Consider the following 14815-nt stretch of genomic DNA (forward strand, 5'->3'; position numbering starts at 1 on the left):
CGCTCTTCTGTTTAAAGCAGCACCCATAAAAAATGCCACCGCGAGGTGGCATTTTTGCGTTAAGGCACCGCAGTGCGGCGTGATCAGACTGTGCGTCGGCGCATGCGGCGCATACCCATCAGCGCCATGCCCAGCGACAGCGCGCTGACGGCCCAGGTGCCCAGGCTTGGCACTTTCTTCAGCGTTCCGGCATCGGTGGGGGTGGCATTAGCGACCAATGTATTGGTAATGGTCGCGCTGTTGGCACCAGCAGCAATGGCCGCAGGCTGCGCATAGCTTGGCTCAGCCCAGCGGTAGCCCGTAGGAGCGGCGGGCAGCGCACCTTCGGCCACCGTGCAGGCGCTGCCTTGCTGGATGGTGATGGGTGCTGCGCTTCCCTGGTTGGCGGCTACCACCAGGTTGCCGCTGAAGGAGGCAGCCGGGCCGGTGCAGGTGACGGTGAAAGGAATCTCGCCGGCAAAGGGAGCTGCGCCTGCGGGGGCGGTCACCACCTTGTTCACGGTCAGCTGTGCAGCGGCGACAGAGCGCAGGTACCAGTTGCCATCGTCTGCGTCACGCACCAGTTCGTAGCGGACGCCACCGGCATCCAGAAAACCGCCTGGCAGCGCAAAGACACTGTCTGCCGAGCTGGCTGCGCCGCCCGTCACACGCACTACCAGAATGCCTTTGCCGGTGGTGAAGGCCGGCGCGCTGGCGGCATCGGGCAGCACGGAGAGCAGCGTAGGTGCACCGCCAGCGGCTGTGGACGTCACCTGCAGCACATCGCTGACGGAGGTGGAGGCATCGTTGAGCACGGTGTTGAGCACCAGGGTGCCACCATTGGCGGTGTAGACCCCTGTTAAAGCCAGGGTGTTGTTGGGGCTGGCATCGCTGCGTGCCAGCGATACGATGCCGCCGGCATTGCTTAGGTCACCCGTGGCGGCCAAGCTGGGCAGCAAAGAGGCATCCAGCACCGCATCGCTTTGCAGATTGAGCACCGTGAAGGCCGACGTTGCGGTCGCTTCCCACAAGGCAGCACTGTTCAGGTTCAGCGTCAGCTGACCGCCGCCTGCCAGCAGGCTGGCGCCTTTGTAGTGGCCGCCGTTGCCGGTATAGGTGGCAACACTGCTGGCATTGGCGTTCCAGACCACCGGCGCCGCCGTGGCGGTCACTGCCTCCAGGCTGGTGCTGCCCGTTGCGCCCACGTAGTTGAAGGAGCTGCCTTGTGCATTGATGCTAAGGCCCGAGCCAGCACTGAAGCTGCCATTGCCCCGCAGCTGCAGGCCAATGCCTCCCGCCCCCGATGCCGTGATGGTATTGCTGGCCAATGGCCACTGGGCAATGCCGCCGGCACGGATATCCACCGCTGCTGCACCTGCACCCGCTACCGTCACCGTGGTGGCACCATTCAGATTGACCTGGGAATTCGTTACCACCACCCCTGGCGTGAGGCCTGAGGCTACTGCTGCATTGACCGTCGTGGTACCCGTCACCGTGGTGGTGCCGCCCTGGCTCCACAGCGGTGCGTAGCTGAAGCCGGCGTAGTAGGTGGATTGGAAACTCAGCAGCAGATTGCTGCCCACGGTGACCGTTCCCGCACCGACGTACAGACCCGAGCGGGTGCCGCCCTGGCTGGTGATGCTGAGGCTCTGCTGGTAGTTGGCCGTACCCGCGTTGTTACGTACCCCATCGCGGGTGCCGAAGCTGCTCGATGGTGCGCCGGTGTTGGACAGCACGGTGACATTGCGCTGGAAGCTGACGACAGCGGTGCTGGCTTGTTCAATACCAGCGGCATTGTTACGGCCGCTGGTCTTGTTGACGGTGACATCGCTCAAAAAATTGGCGACACCAGCACCGGATACCAGAATGCCGCGACTGTTGTTGCCGTTGGTGTCCGTGATCGTCAGCACGCCATCGACGGTGGTGTTGCCGTTGACCTGCACCAAGCCTGTTGCAGAAAATCCGTCCACGGTCACGGCGATCGGGTTCGCCGTGTATTCACAGGTGGAGCCTCCGTCCTGAATGGGCGAGGTATAGGACGAGGCAGCCAGGTTGGCAGGGCATGCAGCCAAAGCCAACTGAGGCGCTGCAAACAGCCCCGCAAGCAAGCTGCCATGGAGGGCGGTTTTGCCCCATGGAGATGCGGCACGGAGGAGATTCAGATGCGAAGTCGCGGATTCGGAAGCGAGGTGCATGGCGTATTTGTAAAAAATTTAATCAATAGGTAATTTTTACAAGATAACCGCAACAAATTAATTGCACCAGCGCGCTCCCCCTCGAACCCTTTGGAAAATTGTGAACTTTATTGAAGACCTTTGGTTTGTTGAAAAATTGTTTGGTTTATGCACGGTTCGTGACCCTGTTGTCGCGCTGAGCGTCTTTGGCTGAGCCTCAAAACACCCGCCCTTCCTCCAGATGCGTCCGCGTGCCATTGAGCACATAGTCCCCCACCACCCGGGTCTTATGCAGCAAAGGGTTGTGGCTAAAGATGGTGCGCAGGTTGCGCCAGTGGCGGTCCAGGTTCAGCTGGCGTGAGGTGGCGGAGGCGCCGCCCACTTCAAACAGGCGCTCGCCGGCATTCAGCGCCAGGCGGCTGACGACCAGCTGGGTCTGGGCGGTGGCCAGCGCCCCTTGCAGCACGGCATCGTCCGCACTTTGCGGCGCATGCACGATGGCATAGGCGCCCTGGTCGAGCTGGCGGGCGTTGGCGGCGACCAGCGCATCGATCGCATAGCTGGCGGCGGCCAGCTCGCCGACGACGGCTTGCACAAAGTGGTCGTCGCGTGAGCGCTCGGCCGGGCTGTGCATTGCGGGCCTGCCCAGCTGCAGCACATAGTGGCGCGCATCGGCCAGGATATTGCGCACAATGCCGGCGGCAGTGGCCACGAGGATCAGCTGGCGCAGTGCAGACGCATGGCGGCCGGCCAGGTTGTCGCGCGCGCCGGGGCTGATTTCGTCGTCATAGACCAGCACGTTGTTCAGCTCCAGGCTGCCGCTGGCGGTCAACCGCTGGCCCATGCCGTCCCAGTCGTCAAGCACCCGCACACCTTCGCGCTGCACGGGGATGACGGCATTGACGCCCTGGCCCTCGCCATTGACGGCAAAGACATTGAAGTAGTCCGCGTAGGCCGTGCCGGTGGCGTAGTACTTCTTGCCATTCAAGCGGTGCTGGGCACCATCGCGCAGCAAGGTGGAGGTGCTGATACCGGCGCGCGCGGTGCCCAGCTCGGTAAAAGCGCCGCCAAACAGCTTGCCCTGCAAGGCCCAGGCGTTCTGGCGCTGGGCCAGGGGCGATGGTTTGGTATCCAGCCGCAGCAGCTCGGTGGTGTTGAAGTGGGTGCGCAGCGCATGGGCCACGTTGGAGTCAGCCGCGGCCAGGGTGCTGACCACCTCGACCACATCGGCCACCGATCCGCCCGGCCCGCCCTGTTCACGCCCAATGCGCAGGCCCCCCAGGCCCGATGCGCGCAGCAGGTCAAACGCTGCCCAGGGTGGCTCGCGCAGCAGCTCGCGCTGTGCAGCGCCTTGGCCGATATCGGCAGCCAGCTGGGGCAGGCGGGCCAGCAGGTCATCGCGGCTGGGGTGGCTGGTGCGCAGGCGGGGAACAGAGGCATTCATGGCGGTGGACCTGGTGGGTTTAAGCGGCCGCTGGTGTGGGGGCTACATAGGTGACCCGGCCTTCGACCGGGTGGCCGGGGTCGGTAAAGCCCAAGGTGGAGGGGTGGCCGGCGGCCACCAGGCGGTTGACCAGGGCCTCGTCATCGGCGGTGAACTGGTAATCCAGCGCGCGGATATAGCCATCCCACTGCTCGGGCGTGCGCGGACCGGCGATGGCGGAGGTCACCAGGCGGTTGTTCAGCACCCAGGCCAGCGCAAAGTCCACCGGGTTGATACCGCGCGCGTCGGTGTGCTTCTTGATCTCGGCAGCGATGTCGATGGACTCGGGGCGCCACTCGGTCTCGAGCATGCGCTTGTCCAGCCGCGCGGCGCGCGAGCCGGGCTCGGCCGCTTCCACATTCGGGTACTTGGCGGTCAGCACGCCCCGGGCCAGCGGGCTGTACGAGACGACGCCCAGGCCATAAGCGGCAGCAGCGGGCAGTTGCTCGGCCTCGGCCGTGCGGTTGACGATGTTGTAGAGCGGCTGGCTGGCAATGGGGCGGTCAATGCCTTCGGCGTCAGCCAGGTGCGCCACCTCGGCAATGCGCCAACCACGAAAGTTGGACAGCCCGAAATAGCGCAACTTGCCCGCGCGCACCAGGTCGCCAATGGCGCGTACGGCCTCGCCCAGCGGCGCATCAAAATCGGCGCGGTGAAAGTAGAGCAGGTCGATGTAGTCCGTGCCCAGGCGGCGCAGGCTGTTGTCGACCGACTCGATGATCCATTTGCGCGAGGTGCCGCGCCGGTTCGGGCCTTCGCCCAGCGGGTTGCCAAACTTGGTGGCCAGCACCCAGTCATGGCGGTCTTTGGCCAGCGCGCGGCCCACCACCTGCTCGGTCACACCCTTTTGGTAGACGTCGGCCGTATCGATGAAGTTGATGCCCTGGGACTTGGCCTTGGCGATGATGGCGTGCGCGGTCTGCTCATCGGTGGGGCCGCCAAACATCATGGTGCCCAGGGCGAGGCGGGAGACTTTGAGGCCGCTGCGGCCGAGATAACGGTAGGTCATGGCAATAGAGAAAGCAAAGGGTTAGTGGACAAAGGAAATGACGGAGGTCTGCGTACCAGCGGTCTGTGGCAGCTGCGGATGGTGGCAGGCCACCAGGTGGCCGTTGCCGCTGTCGCTGAGCAGCGGTTCCCGCTCGGTACACAGCGCCGTCGCACTCGGGCAGCGCGGATGAAAGCGGCAGCCGCTGGGCAGGTTCTGCGGGCTGGGCAGATCGCCCAGCAAGGGGGTGACCTGGCGGTGGCGGGTGGGGTCGGGCACGGCATCGAGCAGCGCCTGGGTGTAGGGGTGGCGCGGGCTGCTCCACAAGCTGCGGCGGTCGGCGCTCTCCACGATGCGGCCCAGGTACATCACCAGCACCCGGTCGGCAAAGTACTGCACGACCGACAGGTCATGCGAGATGAACAAATAGGACAGGCCGAACTCGCGCTTCATCTCGACCAGCAGGTTCAGGATCTGCGCCTGGATCGACAGATCCAGCGCCGAGACCGGCTCGTCGCAGACCACCAGATCTGGCTGCAGCATCAGCGCGCGGGCAATGCCCAGGCGCTGGCGCTGGCCGCCGGAGAACTCATGCGGGTAGCGGCCCAGCGCACTGCGCGGCAGGCCCACGCGGTCGAGCAGGCGCTCCACCTGGCGGCGGCGCTGGGCGCGGTCCCCCAGGCCATGCACCTGCAAGGGCGTCTCCAGAATGCTGCCAATGCTGTGGCGCGGGTTGAGCGAGGCAAACGGGTCCTGGAAGATCATCTGCATGCGCTTGCGCAGGCTGCGCAGCCGCGCGCCTTGCAGGGGCAGAATGTCTTCGCCGTCCAGTGCCACCTGGCCGGCCGTGGGCGCCTCCAGCCGCAGCAGGCTGCGGCCCAGGGTGGATTTGCCGCAGCCCGATTCGCCGACCAGGCCGACGGTCTCGCCCTTGGCAATGCTGAACGACACGCCATCGACGGCGCGCAGCACGCCCTTGGGCAGTTTGAAATGGGTCTGAAGATCGCTGACAGTCAGCAGGCTCATGGCAGTCCTAGGCAAGTTGGGCGCTGCGTGCAGACGCAGGCAGGGTGATGGGGCAGGCGCTGAGGCGTTGCGGGCCAGCTACTTGCAAGGGCGGCACAACGCTGTGGCAATAGGCCTGGGCGCGCGGGCAGCGCGGCGCAAAGGCGCAGCCGGCCTGGCCGATGGCCGAGGTGATGCTGCCGCGAATCTCGGTCAGCGGGCCATCGAGGTAGTGCGCGCCGGGCTGCAGCCGGGGGGAGGCCGCCAGCAGGCCCTGGGTGTAGGGGTGCAGAGGCTCATCAAACAGCGGGCCGGGGCGGGCCTGCTCCACCTCGCGGCCGGCATACATCACCACCACGCGATCGGCCCATTGCGACACCACGCCCAGGTCATGGGTGATGAGGATCAGGCCCATCGACAGCTCCTTGCGCAGCCGGTCAAGCAGGTCCAGCACCTGGGCCTGGATGGTCACATCCAGCGCCGTGGTGGGCTCGTCGGCGATCAGCAGGCGCGGGCGGCAGGCAATGGCCATCGCAATCATCACGCGCTGGCGCATGCCGCCCGAGAGCTGGTGCGGAAAGTCATCGACCCGGCGCTGCGGATCGGGGATGCGCACGGTATCGAGCAGCTCGATGGCGCGCAGCCGCGCGGCCTTGGCGCTCAGACCCTCGTGCTGGCGCAGCACCTCGGCAATTTGCCAGCCAATGCTGTAGACCGGGTTCAGCGAGGTCATCGGCTCCTGGAAGACCATGCCGATCTCGCGCCCGCGCAGCTGGCGCATGGCGCGCTCACTCAGATCCAGCAGGTTCTGGCCGTTGAACCAGACCTCGCCCTGCGCAATGCGGGCCGCGCGGGGCAGCAGGCGCATCAGCGCGAGCGCGGTGAGCGATTTTCCCGAGCCCGATTCGCCGACGATGGCCAAGGTCTCGCCCGCCTGCACGCTGAAGCTCAGCCCACGCACCGGATCGAGTTGCGGAAAACGGATGCTCAGCCCGCGCACATCCAACAAAGAGGTTTCGGACATTCAGCGCTCCTGCGACAGACGGGGGTTGAGGGCATCGTTCAAGCCATCGCCAATCAGGTTGAAGGCCAGCACGGCAAACACGATGGCCAGGCCTGGTGCGGCGGTCAGGAACCAGGCGGTGCGCAGCAGGTCACGGCCCATGCCGATCATGCTGCCCCAGCTGACCACATTCGGGTCGCCCATGCCCATGAAGGACAGCGCCGATTCCAGCAAGATGGCCGAGGCCACCATCACCGACGAGGTGACGATGATGGGCGGCAGCGCATTGGGCAGCATCTCGCGCAGGATGATGCGGCTGTGCGAGTAGCCCAGCGCGCGGGCGGCCAGCACAAACTCCTTGTGGCGCAGCGCGCGGAACTCGGCCCGCACCAGGCGCGCCACCGTGGGCCAGGTCACCAGGCCAATCGCCACCACGATGGTGCTGATCGCAGGCTGTGCAATCGCCACCAGCACCACCAGCAAGATAAAGCTGGGAATCGTCTGGAACAGCACCACCACGCGCTGCAGCAGGTCATCGACCCAGCCACCAAAGTAGCCGCTGACGGCGCCAATGCCAATGCCCAGGCTCAGCCCGATCAAAGTAGCGGACACACCCACCAGCAGCGACACACGCGCGCCGTGGGCAATGCCGGCGGCTACATCGCGGCCCATCGAATCGGTGCCTAGCAGGTAGGCGGCATCCTGGCCGGGCCAGAGAAAGGGCTGGGCCACCATGTCCAGCGGGTCACCGGGAAAGAGCCAGGGCGCCGTCACCGCCAGCAGCAGCACCGCCAGCAAAAAGCCGCAGCCCAGCATGGCCGTGGGGTTGCGCAGGAAGACACGCAGCGCGCGGTAGCCCTGGCTGCCACTGCCTGCGTTGGCGGCACTGGTGCTGGTGCGCACGGCATCGGGCGCATGCAGATTGGGCCAGGGGGCGGCATCGGGCTCGACGCTGCTGGTGCTGCTGTGCGCCGCTTTTGCGGCAGCCAGCGGGTGGGCGGCTGCCGGGGGGATCGGCAGCACTTGGGAAGAGGAAGACAAAGACATCAGCGCACCTCGATTCGGGGATCCAGCCAGGCATGCAGCAGATCGACCAGCACATTGGCGGCGATCACCAGCAGCGAAGAGAGAAATAGCACACCCATCAGCACGCTGAAATCGCGGCTCAGTACGGCCTCAAAGGCCAGGCGCCCCAGGCCGGGCCAGCTGTAAACGGTCTCGACCACGACTGCGCCGCCGAGCATGCCGCCCAGGTGCATGCCGGCCATCGTCGTGACTGGCAGCAGCGCATTGCGCAGCACATGGCGCAGGGTGATGCGCCAGGGCGAGAGGCCTTTGGCGGCTGCGGTGCGCACAAAGTCCTGCGACTGCACCTCCAGCATGGCCGCGCGGGTGAGGCGGGCATAGATCGCCACATAGAAGAGCGCGAGCGAGGTGGCAGGCAGCACCATGTAGCGCAGCTGGTCCAGCACGGCGGCCAGGCCGGTCAGCTCGGAGCCAATGCTGGCCGAGCCGCCGCTGGGCAGCCAGCCAAGCTTGACCGAGAACAGCACGATCAGCATCAGCCCGGTCCAGAAGCCCGGCACCGAATAAAACAGCAGCGACAGCACGGACAGCAGGCGGTCCGGCAGGCGGCCGGCAAAGTAGGCCATCGCCGTGCCCAGCGCAATGCCCAAGGTCAGCGCCATCGCCAGTGCCAGGCCCATCAGCAGCAAGGTGCTGGGCAGGCGCTGGCCGATCAGCTCCATCACCGGCATGTTGTAGCGCGGCGAGAAGCCCAGGCTGAAATGCGCCAGGTTGCCCAGGTAGGCCTGCAGCTGCTCCAGCACGCTCAAATCCAGCCCAAAGCGCGAGCGCAATGCCGCCAGGGTTTCGGCCGTGGCCGCGCCGGATTCGCCCGCCATCACATCGGCCGCATCACCGGGCGTGAGCTGCAGCAGCAGAAAGTTCAGGATTGCAACGCCCAGCACTGTGGGCACGGCGTATTTGGCATTGAACCAGAGCGAGCGTAATAAACGTGGGGTGGTATTCATGCGCATTATTAATCGGGGGTGACCCTGTGCATGATAGGAGTGTTCCTGCCTTATCTCTGTTATTTGCAGCATGCCATTTCATATATCAAAAGGCGCAAATTAAATAACAAATATCGGTATCTGATTTTTATCGGTTTGTGGCTGCTCGCCAAAGTTTTTCGAGCGGGTGTGCAGCCAAAATCGCATATTTTGTTTGCTTGGCAGCACATGCCTGCAAGCTATAAGCGCTGCTGCTGTGCTGGCGTTGGGATTTGCATGTCAGCGTCGATGGCTGATTTTTAAATATGCAAATGCAAAATCGGCGCAAGAGCAGGCTGGTGATTCATGGGATTATTCAAGCCAATGCGGATGCTGAAATAACCGGTTTATCTATAGGCCGGCCAGACATCCTTTGTATTGAAAACCCTTGGCCGCTCCATGAACTCTGCAATACCCCAGGCTACGCTCGCTGATCGAGAGACATTCGCCTCGCCGCTGGCATTTCCGGACAGCCCCCTGTCGCAAGCTTTTGCGCAGCCGATTCTGCTGGGCCTGTTTCTGCCGATCCAGGCGGGAGGGTGGAGTGCCTCGACCCTGCCGCGCAGCACCGACTGGCGCTTTGACTACAACAAGGACCTGGTGCTGAAGGCCGAGAGCCTCGGCTTCGATCTGGTGTTTGCGCTGTCGCAGTGGCTGCCCAAGGGCGGCTATGGTGGGGTGTTCAATGGCGATGCGCTGGACTCGTTTGCCACCACGGCGGCGCTGACCTCGGTCACCCAGCGCATCATGCTGATCTCGACCATCCATGTGCTCTACGGCCCGTTGCACCCGCTGCACCTGGCCAAGTGGGGTGCCACCTTGGACCATATCTCGGGCGGGCGCTGGGGCATCAATATCGTCACCGGCCACCGCGAGGTGGAGCACCAAATGTTTGGCTGGGACCAGATCGAGCATGACCGGCGCTATGACCTGGCCTCGGAATTCATCGAGGTGGTGCAGCGCCTGTGGTCTTACGACGAGAACTACTCGTTTGAAGGCATCTCGCCCTGGAAGCTGGGCGGCGGCTTTGTCAGCCCCAAGCCGCGCTTTGGCCGGCCCGCGCTGGTCAATGCCACCGGCTCGGATGCCGGCATTGCCTTTGCAGCCCGGCATTCGGACCTGGTCTTTATCACCAGCCCCGGCGCATCGGACTTTGCCCGTGCCATCGAGGTGCTGCCCGCCCATGCGGCCCGCGTCAAGCAAGAGGCGCGCAATGCCGGCCGCACGGTGCGCACCTTGCTCAACCCGATGGTCATCAGCCGCGATACCGAGGCCGAGACCTGGGCCTACCACGACGCCATCGTCGCCCACCAGGACCAGCGCACGCCCGAAGGCTTCAGCAGCTTGAAGAGCGATGCCCATGCCTGGCGCGGCCGCACCGCCCTTGATGCCCCCAAGCGCCGCGCCATCGGCGGCAATATCGAAGTGATCGGTACGCCCGAGCAGGTGGTGGAGCAGTTTGTGCAGCTCAAGCGCGCCGGCATCGATGGGCTGCAGCTGAGCTTCTTCGACTTCAAGCCAGACCTGGAATTTTTTGGCGACCGCATTCTGCCGCTGATGAAGCAGGCGGGGCTGCGTTTTTAGCCGCAGCAGCTGCGCTGCACTGCACTGCGCTGCACTGCACTGCACTGCACTGCATTGGCACCGCAGTTATCCACAGACTTTCTCCGTCCCTTTCGTTTTCCCCTTGCGCTTTTTTGCGTGCTCTCCGCGCCTTGTCTGCGCCTTCTCTCCTGGACCATTGCCCATGCGAACTCTCTACAAAAACCTGGCCTGGGGCCTGCTGACTGCCAGCACCTTCGGCGCTGCCTATGCGCAGGCACCGGCCACGCCCGTCAAGGGCGGCACGGTCACATCCGTGGTCGCGCAAGAGCCGACCTCGCTGGTGTCCTTTCTCGACACCAAGACCGACAACCGCGACGTCAGCGCCAAGATCACCGAAGGCCTGCTGCGCTATGACGCCAAGTTCCAGCCCCAGCCGCTGCTGGCCACATCCTGGACGGTCAGCCCCGATGGCCTGCAGTACCGCTTCAAGCTGCGAGAGGGGGTGAAGTTCCATGATGGGCGCGACTTCAGCTCGGCCGATGTGCGCTATTCCTTCCTGACCCAGAAAAAGCAGGGCCCGCGTGGCCGCATTACCTTGCAGAACCTGGAGCGGGTCGATACGCCCGATGCGCACACGGCGGTGCTGGTGCTGTCCAAGCCAGCGCCGTTTTTGCTCAAGTCGCTGTCGTCGGCGGAGCTGCCCATCGTGCCGGCGCACCGCTATGGCGATGGCGATCCGCTGAGCAGCCCCAACGTCAATGCGCCAGTGGGCACGGGCCCCTTTATTTTTGAGCAATGGGTGCGCGGCAGCCATGTGATCCTCAAGCGCAACCCCAACTACTGGCGCCCGGGCGTGCCCCATGTGGACCGGGTGGTGATCCGCTTTGTGCGCGATCCGGCTGCCATCTCGGCCGCCATCGAAACGGGTGAGGCCGATGTGGCGCAAAACCTGGCGTTGGCCGATTTGGGCCGCTTGCTGCAAAAGCCCAACCTCAAGCTCGATGCCAGCTATGACGCGTTCCTGAACAATGCCTCCTTCCTGGAGTTCAACGTGGAGAACCCGGTGCTGGCCAAGCCCGAGGTGCGCCATGCGATTGCCCATGCCGTGGACCGCAACTTCATCGTCAACAACGTCTACTACAAGCAGGCCGAGCTGGTGAACTCGCCCATCCCCAAGGTGCTGGGCGCCTACTACGACGACAGCCAGTTCAACTACGGCTTTGATGTGGCCCGCGCCAACCAGCTGCTCGACACCGCAGGCTACCCGCGCCAGGCCAATGGCCAGCGCTTTGCGCTCAAGCTCACCTATATTCCCGGCGCGCAGTTCAAGCAGTCGGCCGAGTACCTGCGCTCGGCGCTGAACCGCGTGGGCATCAAGGTGGACATTCTGGATGGCGACCTGCCCACCTTCCTCAAGCGTGCCTACACCTCGCGCGAGTTTGACCTGAACCTCAACGGCCTGGGCCGCTTGTTTGATCCATCGGTGGGCGTGCAGCGCATCTACTGGTCCGACGGCATCAAGAACCCGCTGATCTGGATCAATGCCTCGCACTACAACAACCCGCAGGTGGACAACCTGTTCCGCCAGGCCGCTGTCGAGGTGGATGAGGCCAAGCGTGCGGCGCAGTTCCGCGAGATCCAGCAGATTGTCGGCCGTGATCTGCCGGTCTACCCGATCGCCACCGTGCCGTCTGCGCTGCGGGTACACAGCACGCGGGTGCATGGGCTCAACAACAGCATTGACCTGACATCTGGAGACTTTTCTGACCTGTGGCTGGAGGCTAGCAAATGACGACCAATATCGACTTTCCCGACGCAAGCACCCTGAGCGAAAGCACGCAAGCGGCGCCCAGCATTGCCGCGAGCCTGGCCTTTGCCAGCGCCCGCGAGCAACTGCAAGCACTGGCCGATGGCCGCGTCAGCGCGGTGGAGCTGCTGGAGCACGCACTGGCCCGCATCGAACGCCACGACGGCGCTCTGAACGCGATCCCGGTGCGGGCGATTGCGCAAGCCCGGCGCGATGCCCAGGCCGCCGATGCCGCGTTGCAGCGGGGCGAGCGCAAGCCACTGCTGGGCCTGCCGATCACGGTGAAGGAAAACTTTGATGTGGCCGGCCTGCCCACCACCGTGGGCAACCCCGACTACCGCAGCAATATCGCCCGGCAGGATGCGCCGGCGGTGGCGGCTTTGCGCGCGGCCGGCGCGGTGCTCATCGGCAAAAGCAATGTGCCGCTGGCGCTGAGCGATCTGCAAAGCTACAACGCGGTGTACGGCAGCAGCAACAACCCCTGGGATCTGCAGCGCACGCCGGGTGGCTCATCCGGCGGCAGTGCGGCGGCCGTGGCCGCGGGCTTTGTGGCGCTGGAGCTGGGTACCGACATTGGTGGCTCGGTGCGCATCCCCGCGCACTTCAACGGCGTGTTTGGCCACAAGACCAGCTATGGGCTGATATCGATGCGCGGCACCGGCGCGCCGCAAGGGCGCTTTGCCGCGCGGGATCTGTCGGTAGCCGGGCCGCTGGCGCGCAGCGCGCTGGACCTGGAGCTGGCGCTGGAGCAGTTGCTCAACCTCGATCCGCTGCAGGCCAAGGGCTGGCGGGCGAGCCTGCCACCGCCGCGCCACCAGCGGCTGCAGGATTTTCGGGTGCTGGTCCTGGGTGCCTGGCCCGGCCAGGAGGCGAGCCTGTCCGAGCAGCTGGTGATCGACCGCGTCGTCAGCGCCTTGAAAGTGCTAGGGGTGCAGACCACGCAGTGGCGCGATCTGCCGCCCACGCAGCGCCCCGATTTGAGCGAGCAGCACCGCACCTACCGCAGCCTGCTCGGCTCATCCGTCGCCGGTGGGCTGCCGCTGACGGAGGGGCAGCAGCAGCGCCTGGCCGAGCTGGAGCCGGACGACCGCAGCGCCGAGGCCGCCTTGCTGCGCGCGCCCAGCCTGCCCCATGCCACCTGGCTGCTGGACAACGAGCACCGCCATGCGCTGAGCCAGCAGTGGGAGCAGCTGTTCAAGGACTATGACGTGGTGCTGACCCCCGTGGCGCCCACGCCCGCCTTTGCGCACCAGCAGCATGGCCATAAGGAAGAGCGCCGCTTTCCCGTGGCCTATGCCGATGGGGTGCGCCACATCGGCTTTCGCGAGCTGTTTTACTGGGCCGGCTTGCCGGTGCTGCCAGGCCTGCCTGCCACCAGCTTCCCGGTCGGGCTGGACGATGACGGCCTGCCGATCAGCGCCCAGGTGGTCGGCCCCTATCTGGAAGACCGCACCACGATTGCCTTTGCCCATGCCTGGGAGCAGGCCCAGGGCGGCTATGTGGTGCCGCCCCGCTATGCGCAGGGGGATGCATGAGCGCCGTGCTGCAAGCACTGCAGCCGGCACGGGAGAAAGCCAGCCCCCGCCCGGCCTTGGACGAGGCCAGCTTGCTGGCCCGCGCCCAGGCGCTGATTGGCGAGCTGGCCGCACTGGCGGAGGCGCATGACGCCTGTGGCGCCGCGCCGGCGCCGCAGTTTGCGCTGCTGCACCAGGCCGACTTGCTGCGGCTGACCATTGCCCGCGAGGCCGGTGGCCATGGCGCCGGCCTGGCCAGCGCGCGTGCGGTGGTGGGGGCCATTGCCCAGGGCGACCCGGCGGTGGCCTTGATTTTGGCGATGCACTACAGCAACCATGCGGCGATTGCCCGCTCGCAGCGCGCAGCGCAGGGCGAGTGGCCGGCAGCGCTGGCGGACGAGCTGATAGCAGCCAGCCTGCAAGGCCCCGCCTTGCTCAACGCCGCCCAGGTGGAGCCGGAGCTGGGATCGCCATCGCACGGCGGCTTGCCAGCGGCGCGGGCCAGGCGCGTGGCCGGTGGCTGGCAGCTGAGCGGCCACAAGGTCTATGTGACCGGCGGGCCGCTGCTGGCCTGGATCAGCGTGCTGGCGGTGACCGACGAGCCCGAGCCGCGCCTGGGCAGCTTTGTGCTGCCCCGAGGCACGCCAGGTGCCCGCCTGCTGGACACCTGGAACCCCATGGGCATGCGCGCCACCGTCAGCCAGGACCTGGTGCTCGACGGCGCCTGGGTGCCTGACCACCATGCGGTGGGCCTGCGCCCGGCCAGCCTGGGCCTGCAGCGCGAGGCCCATGGCATTGCCTGGTACTTCAGCCTGGTGGCCACGGTGTATGACGGCGCAGCGCGCTCGGCCCGCGATTGGCTGGCAGCATTTTTGAACCAGCGCCGCCCCAGCGCGCTGGGCGGTGCCAACCTGGCCTCCCTCCCCACCGTGCAGGAAAAGTTTGGCGAGATTGAGCTGCTGCTGCAAACCAGCGACTGGCTGCTCGACAGCCATGCCCGCGCCTACGACAACGGCACTGCCCCCGATGGCCTGGTGGCCGTAGCCAAGCATGTGGCGGTGGACAACGCGCTGCGCGTGGTGCAGTTGGCGCTGGAGCTGGCCGGCAACCATGGCCTGGCGCGGCGCAATCCGCTGGAGCGCCATCTGCGCAATGTGCTGTGCAGCCAGATCCATTCCCCCTCCAACAGCCTGATCCGCAGCAACAGCGGCCGTGCGGCCCTGCAAAAGCGCCAGGCCGCTGCCTGAGCGCCGCTCTGTTTTTACC

General features: G+C 65.5%; 11 protein-coding genes. 4 read left to right on the plus strand and 7 right to left on the minus strand.

The window, feature by feature from the left end; translation table 11 throughout:
* Positions 1-83: 83 nt before the first annotated feature.
* The 7 genes from HS961_RS06055 to HS961_RS06085 form a co-directional block, all read right to left on the minus strand.
* On the minus strand, positions 84-2057 hold the full coding sequence (locus HS961_RS06055; RefSeq protein WP_182326851.1) for an IPTL-CTERM sorting domain-containing protein: 1974 nt from the start codon (positions 2055-2057) through the stop codon (positions 84-86).
* 313 nt (positions 2058-2370) lie between these two features.
* The gene (locus HS961_RS06060; RefSeq protein WP_182326852.1) at positions 2371-3597 is read right to left on the minus strand and encodes an acyl-CoA dehydrogenase family protein; all 1227 of its coding nucleotides are present in this window, start codon (positions 3595-3597) and stop codon (positions 2371-2373) included.
* 19 nt (positions 3598-3616) lie between these two features.
* A complete protein-coding gene (locus HS961_RS06065; RefSeq protein ID WP_182326853.1) occupies positions 3617-4645 on the minus strand; it encodes an aldo/keto reductase in 1029 nt (342 codons plus the stop codon).
* A 21-nt stretch (positions 4646-4666) separates the two neighbouring features.
* Positions 4667-5650, minus strand: a complete 984-nt coding sequence (locus HS961_RS06070; protein WP_182326854.1) for an ABC transporter ATP-binding protein — start codon at positions 5648-5650, stop codon at positions 4667-4669.
* 7 nt (positions 5651-5657) lie between these two features.
* Positions 5658-6653, minus strand: coding sequence for an ABC transporter ATP-binding protein (locus HS961_RS06075; protein WP_182326855.1), 996 nt, complete (start codon positions 6651-6653; stop codon positions 5658-5660).
* Entirely contained in the window at positions 6654-7679 is a 1026-nt protein-coding gene (locus HS961_RS06080) for an ABC transporter permease (RefSeq protein ID WP_182326856.1), read from the minus strand.
* Entirely contained in the window at positions 7679-8665 is a 987-nt protein-coding gene (locus HS961_RS06085) for an ABC transporter permease (RefSeq protein ID WP_182326857.1), read from the minus strand. Before HS961_RS06085 ends, HS961_RS06080 begins: the two co-directional genes overlap by 1 nt.
* A 417-nt stretch (positions 8666-9082) precedes the next feature.
* On the opposite strand from HS961_RS06085, the gene HS961_RS06090 reads away from it, so the two are divergent.
* The 4 genes from HS961_RS06090 to HS961_RS06105 all read left to right on the plus strand — a co-directional run bounded on the left by HS961_RS06090 (position 9083) and on the right by HS961_RS06105 (position 14796).
* Positions 9083-10267 (plus strand): LLM class flavin-dependent oxidoreductase, encoded by a 1185-nt coding sequence (locus HS961_RS06090; RefSeq protein WP_182326858.1) that lies wholly within the window; start codon positions 9083-9085, stop codon positions 10265-10267.
* A gap of 163 nt (positions 10268-10430) precedes the next feature.
* Positions 10431-12020 carry an ABC transporter substrate-binding protein gene (locus tag HS961_RS06095; RefSeq protein WP_182326859.1) on the plus strand — a complete coding sequence of 530 codons (1590 nt, stop codon included), beginning with the start codon at positions 10431-10433 and terminating at the stop codon, positions 12018-12020.
* Complete coding sequence (locus HS961_RS06100; RefSeq protein ID WP_182326860.1) at positions 12017-13570, plus strand: amidase; 1554 nt, start codon at positions 12017-12019, stop codon at positions 13568-13570. The genes HS961_RS06095 and HS961_RS06100 overlap by 4 nt, the downstream gene beginning before the upstream one ends.
* Positions 13567-14796, plus strand: coding sequence for an acyl-CoA dehydrogenase family protein (locus HS961_RS06105; RefSeq protein WP_182326861.1), 1230 nt, complete (start codon positions 13567-13569; stop codon positions 14794-14796). The genes HS961_RS06100 and HS961_RS06105 overlap by 4 nt, the downstream gene beginning before the upstream one ends.
* The last annotated feature ends 19 nt before the right edge of the window (positions 14797-14815 follow it).

This window comes from Comamonas piscis (assembly GCF_014109725.1).
Classification (GTDB): domain Bacteria; phylum Pseudomonadota; class Gammaproteobacteria; order Burkholderiales; family Burkholderiaceae_C; genus Comamonas; species Comamonas piscis.

Bases quoted from the DNA above. Each gene is read 5' to 3' on its own strand.
- HS961_RS06075 (WP_182326855.1), bottom strand. From the start codon at position 6,653: ATGTCCGAAACCTCTTTGTTGGATGTGCGCGGGCTGAGCATCCGTTTT.
- HS961_RS06100 (WP_182326860.1), top strand. From the start codon at position 12,017: ATGACGACCAATATCGACTTTCCCGACGCAAGCACCCTGAGCGAAAGC.
- HS961_RS06070 (WP_182326854.1), bottom strand. From the start codon at position 5,650: ATGAGCCTGCTGACTGTCAGCGATCTTCAGACCCATTTCAAACTGCCC.
- HS961_RS06095 (WP_182326859.1), top strand. From the start codon at position 10,431: ATGCGAACTCTCTACAAAAACCTGGCCTGGGGCCTGCTGACTGCCAGC.
- HS961_RS06065 (WP_182326853.1), bottom strand. From the start codon at position 4,645: ATGACCTACCGTTATCTCGGCCGCAGCGGCCTCAAAGTCTCCCGCCTC.
- HS961_RS06060 (WP_182326852.1), bottom strand. From the start codon at position 3,597: ATGAATGCCTCTGTTCCCCGCCTGCGCACCAGCCACCCCAGCCGCGAT.
- HS961_RS06080 (WP_182326856.1), bottom strand. From the start codon at position 7,679: ATGTCTTTGTCTTCCTCTTCCCAAGTGCTGCCGATCCCCCCGGCAGCC.
- HS961_RS06085 (WP_182326857.1), bottom strand. From the start codon at position 8,665: ATGAATACCACCCCACGTTTATTACGCTCGCTCTGGTTCAATGCCAAA.
- HS961_RS06105 (WP_182326861.1), top strand. From the start codon at position 13,567: ATGAGCGCCGTGCTGCAAGCACTGCAGCCGGCACGGGAGAAAGCCAGC.
- HS961_RS06090 (WP_182326858.1), top strand. From the start codon at position 9,083: ATGAACTCTGCAATACCCCAGGCTACGCTCGCTGATCGAGAGACATTC.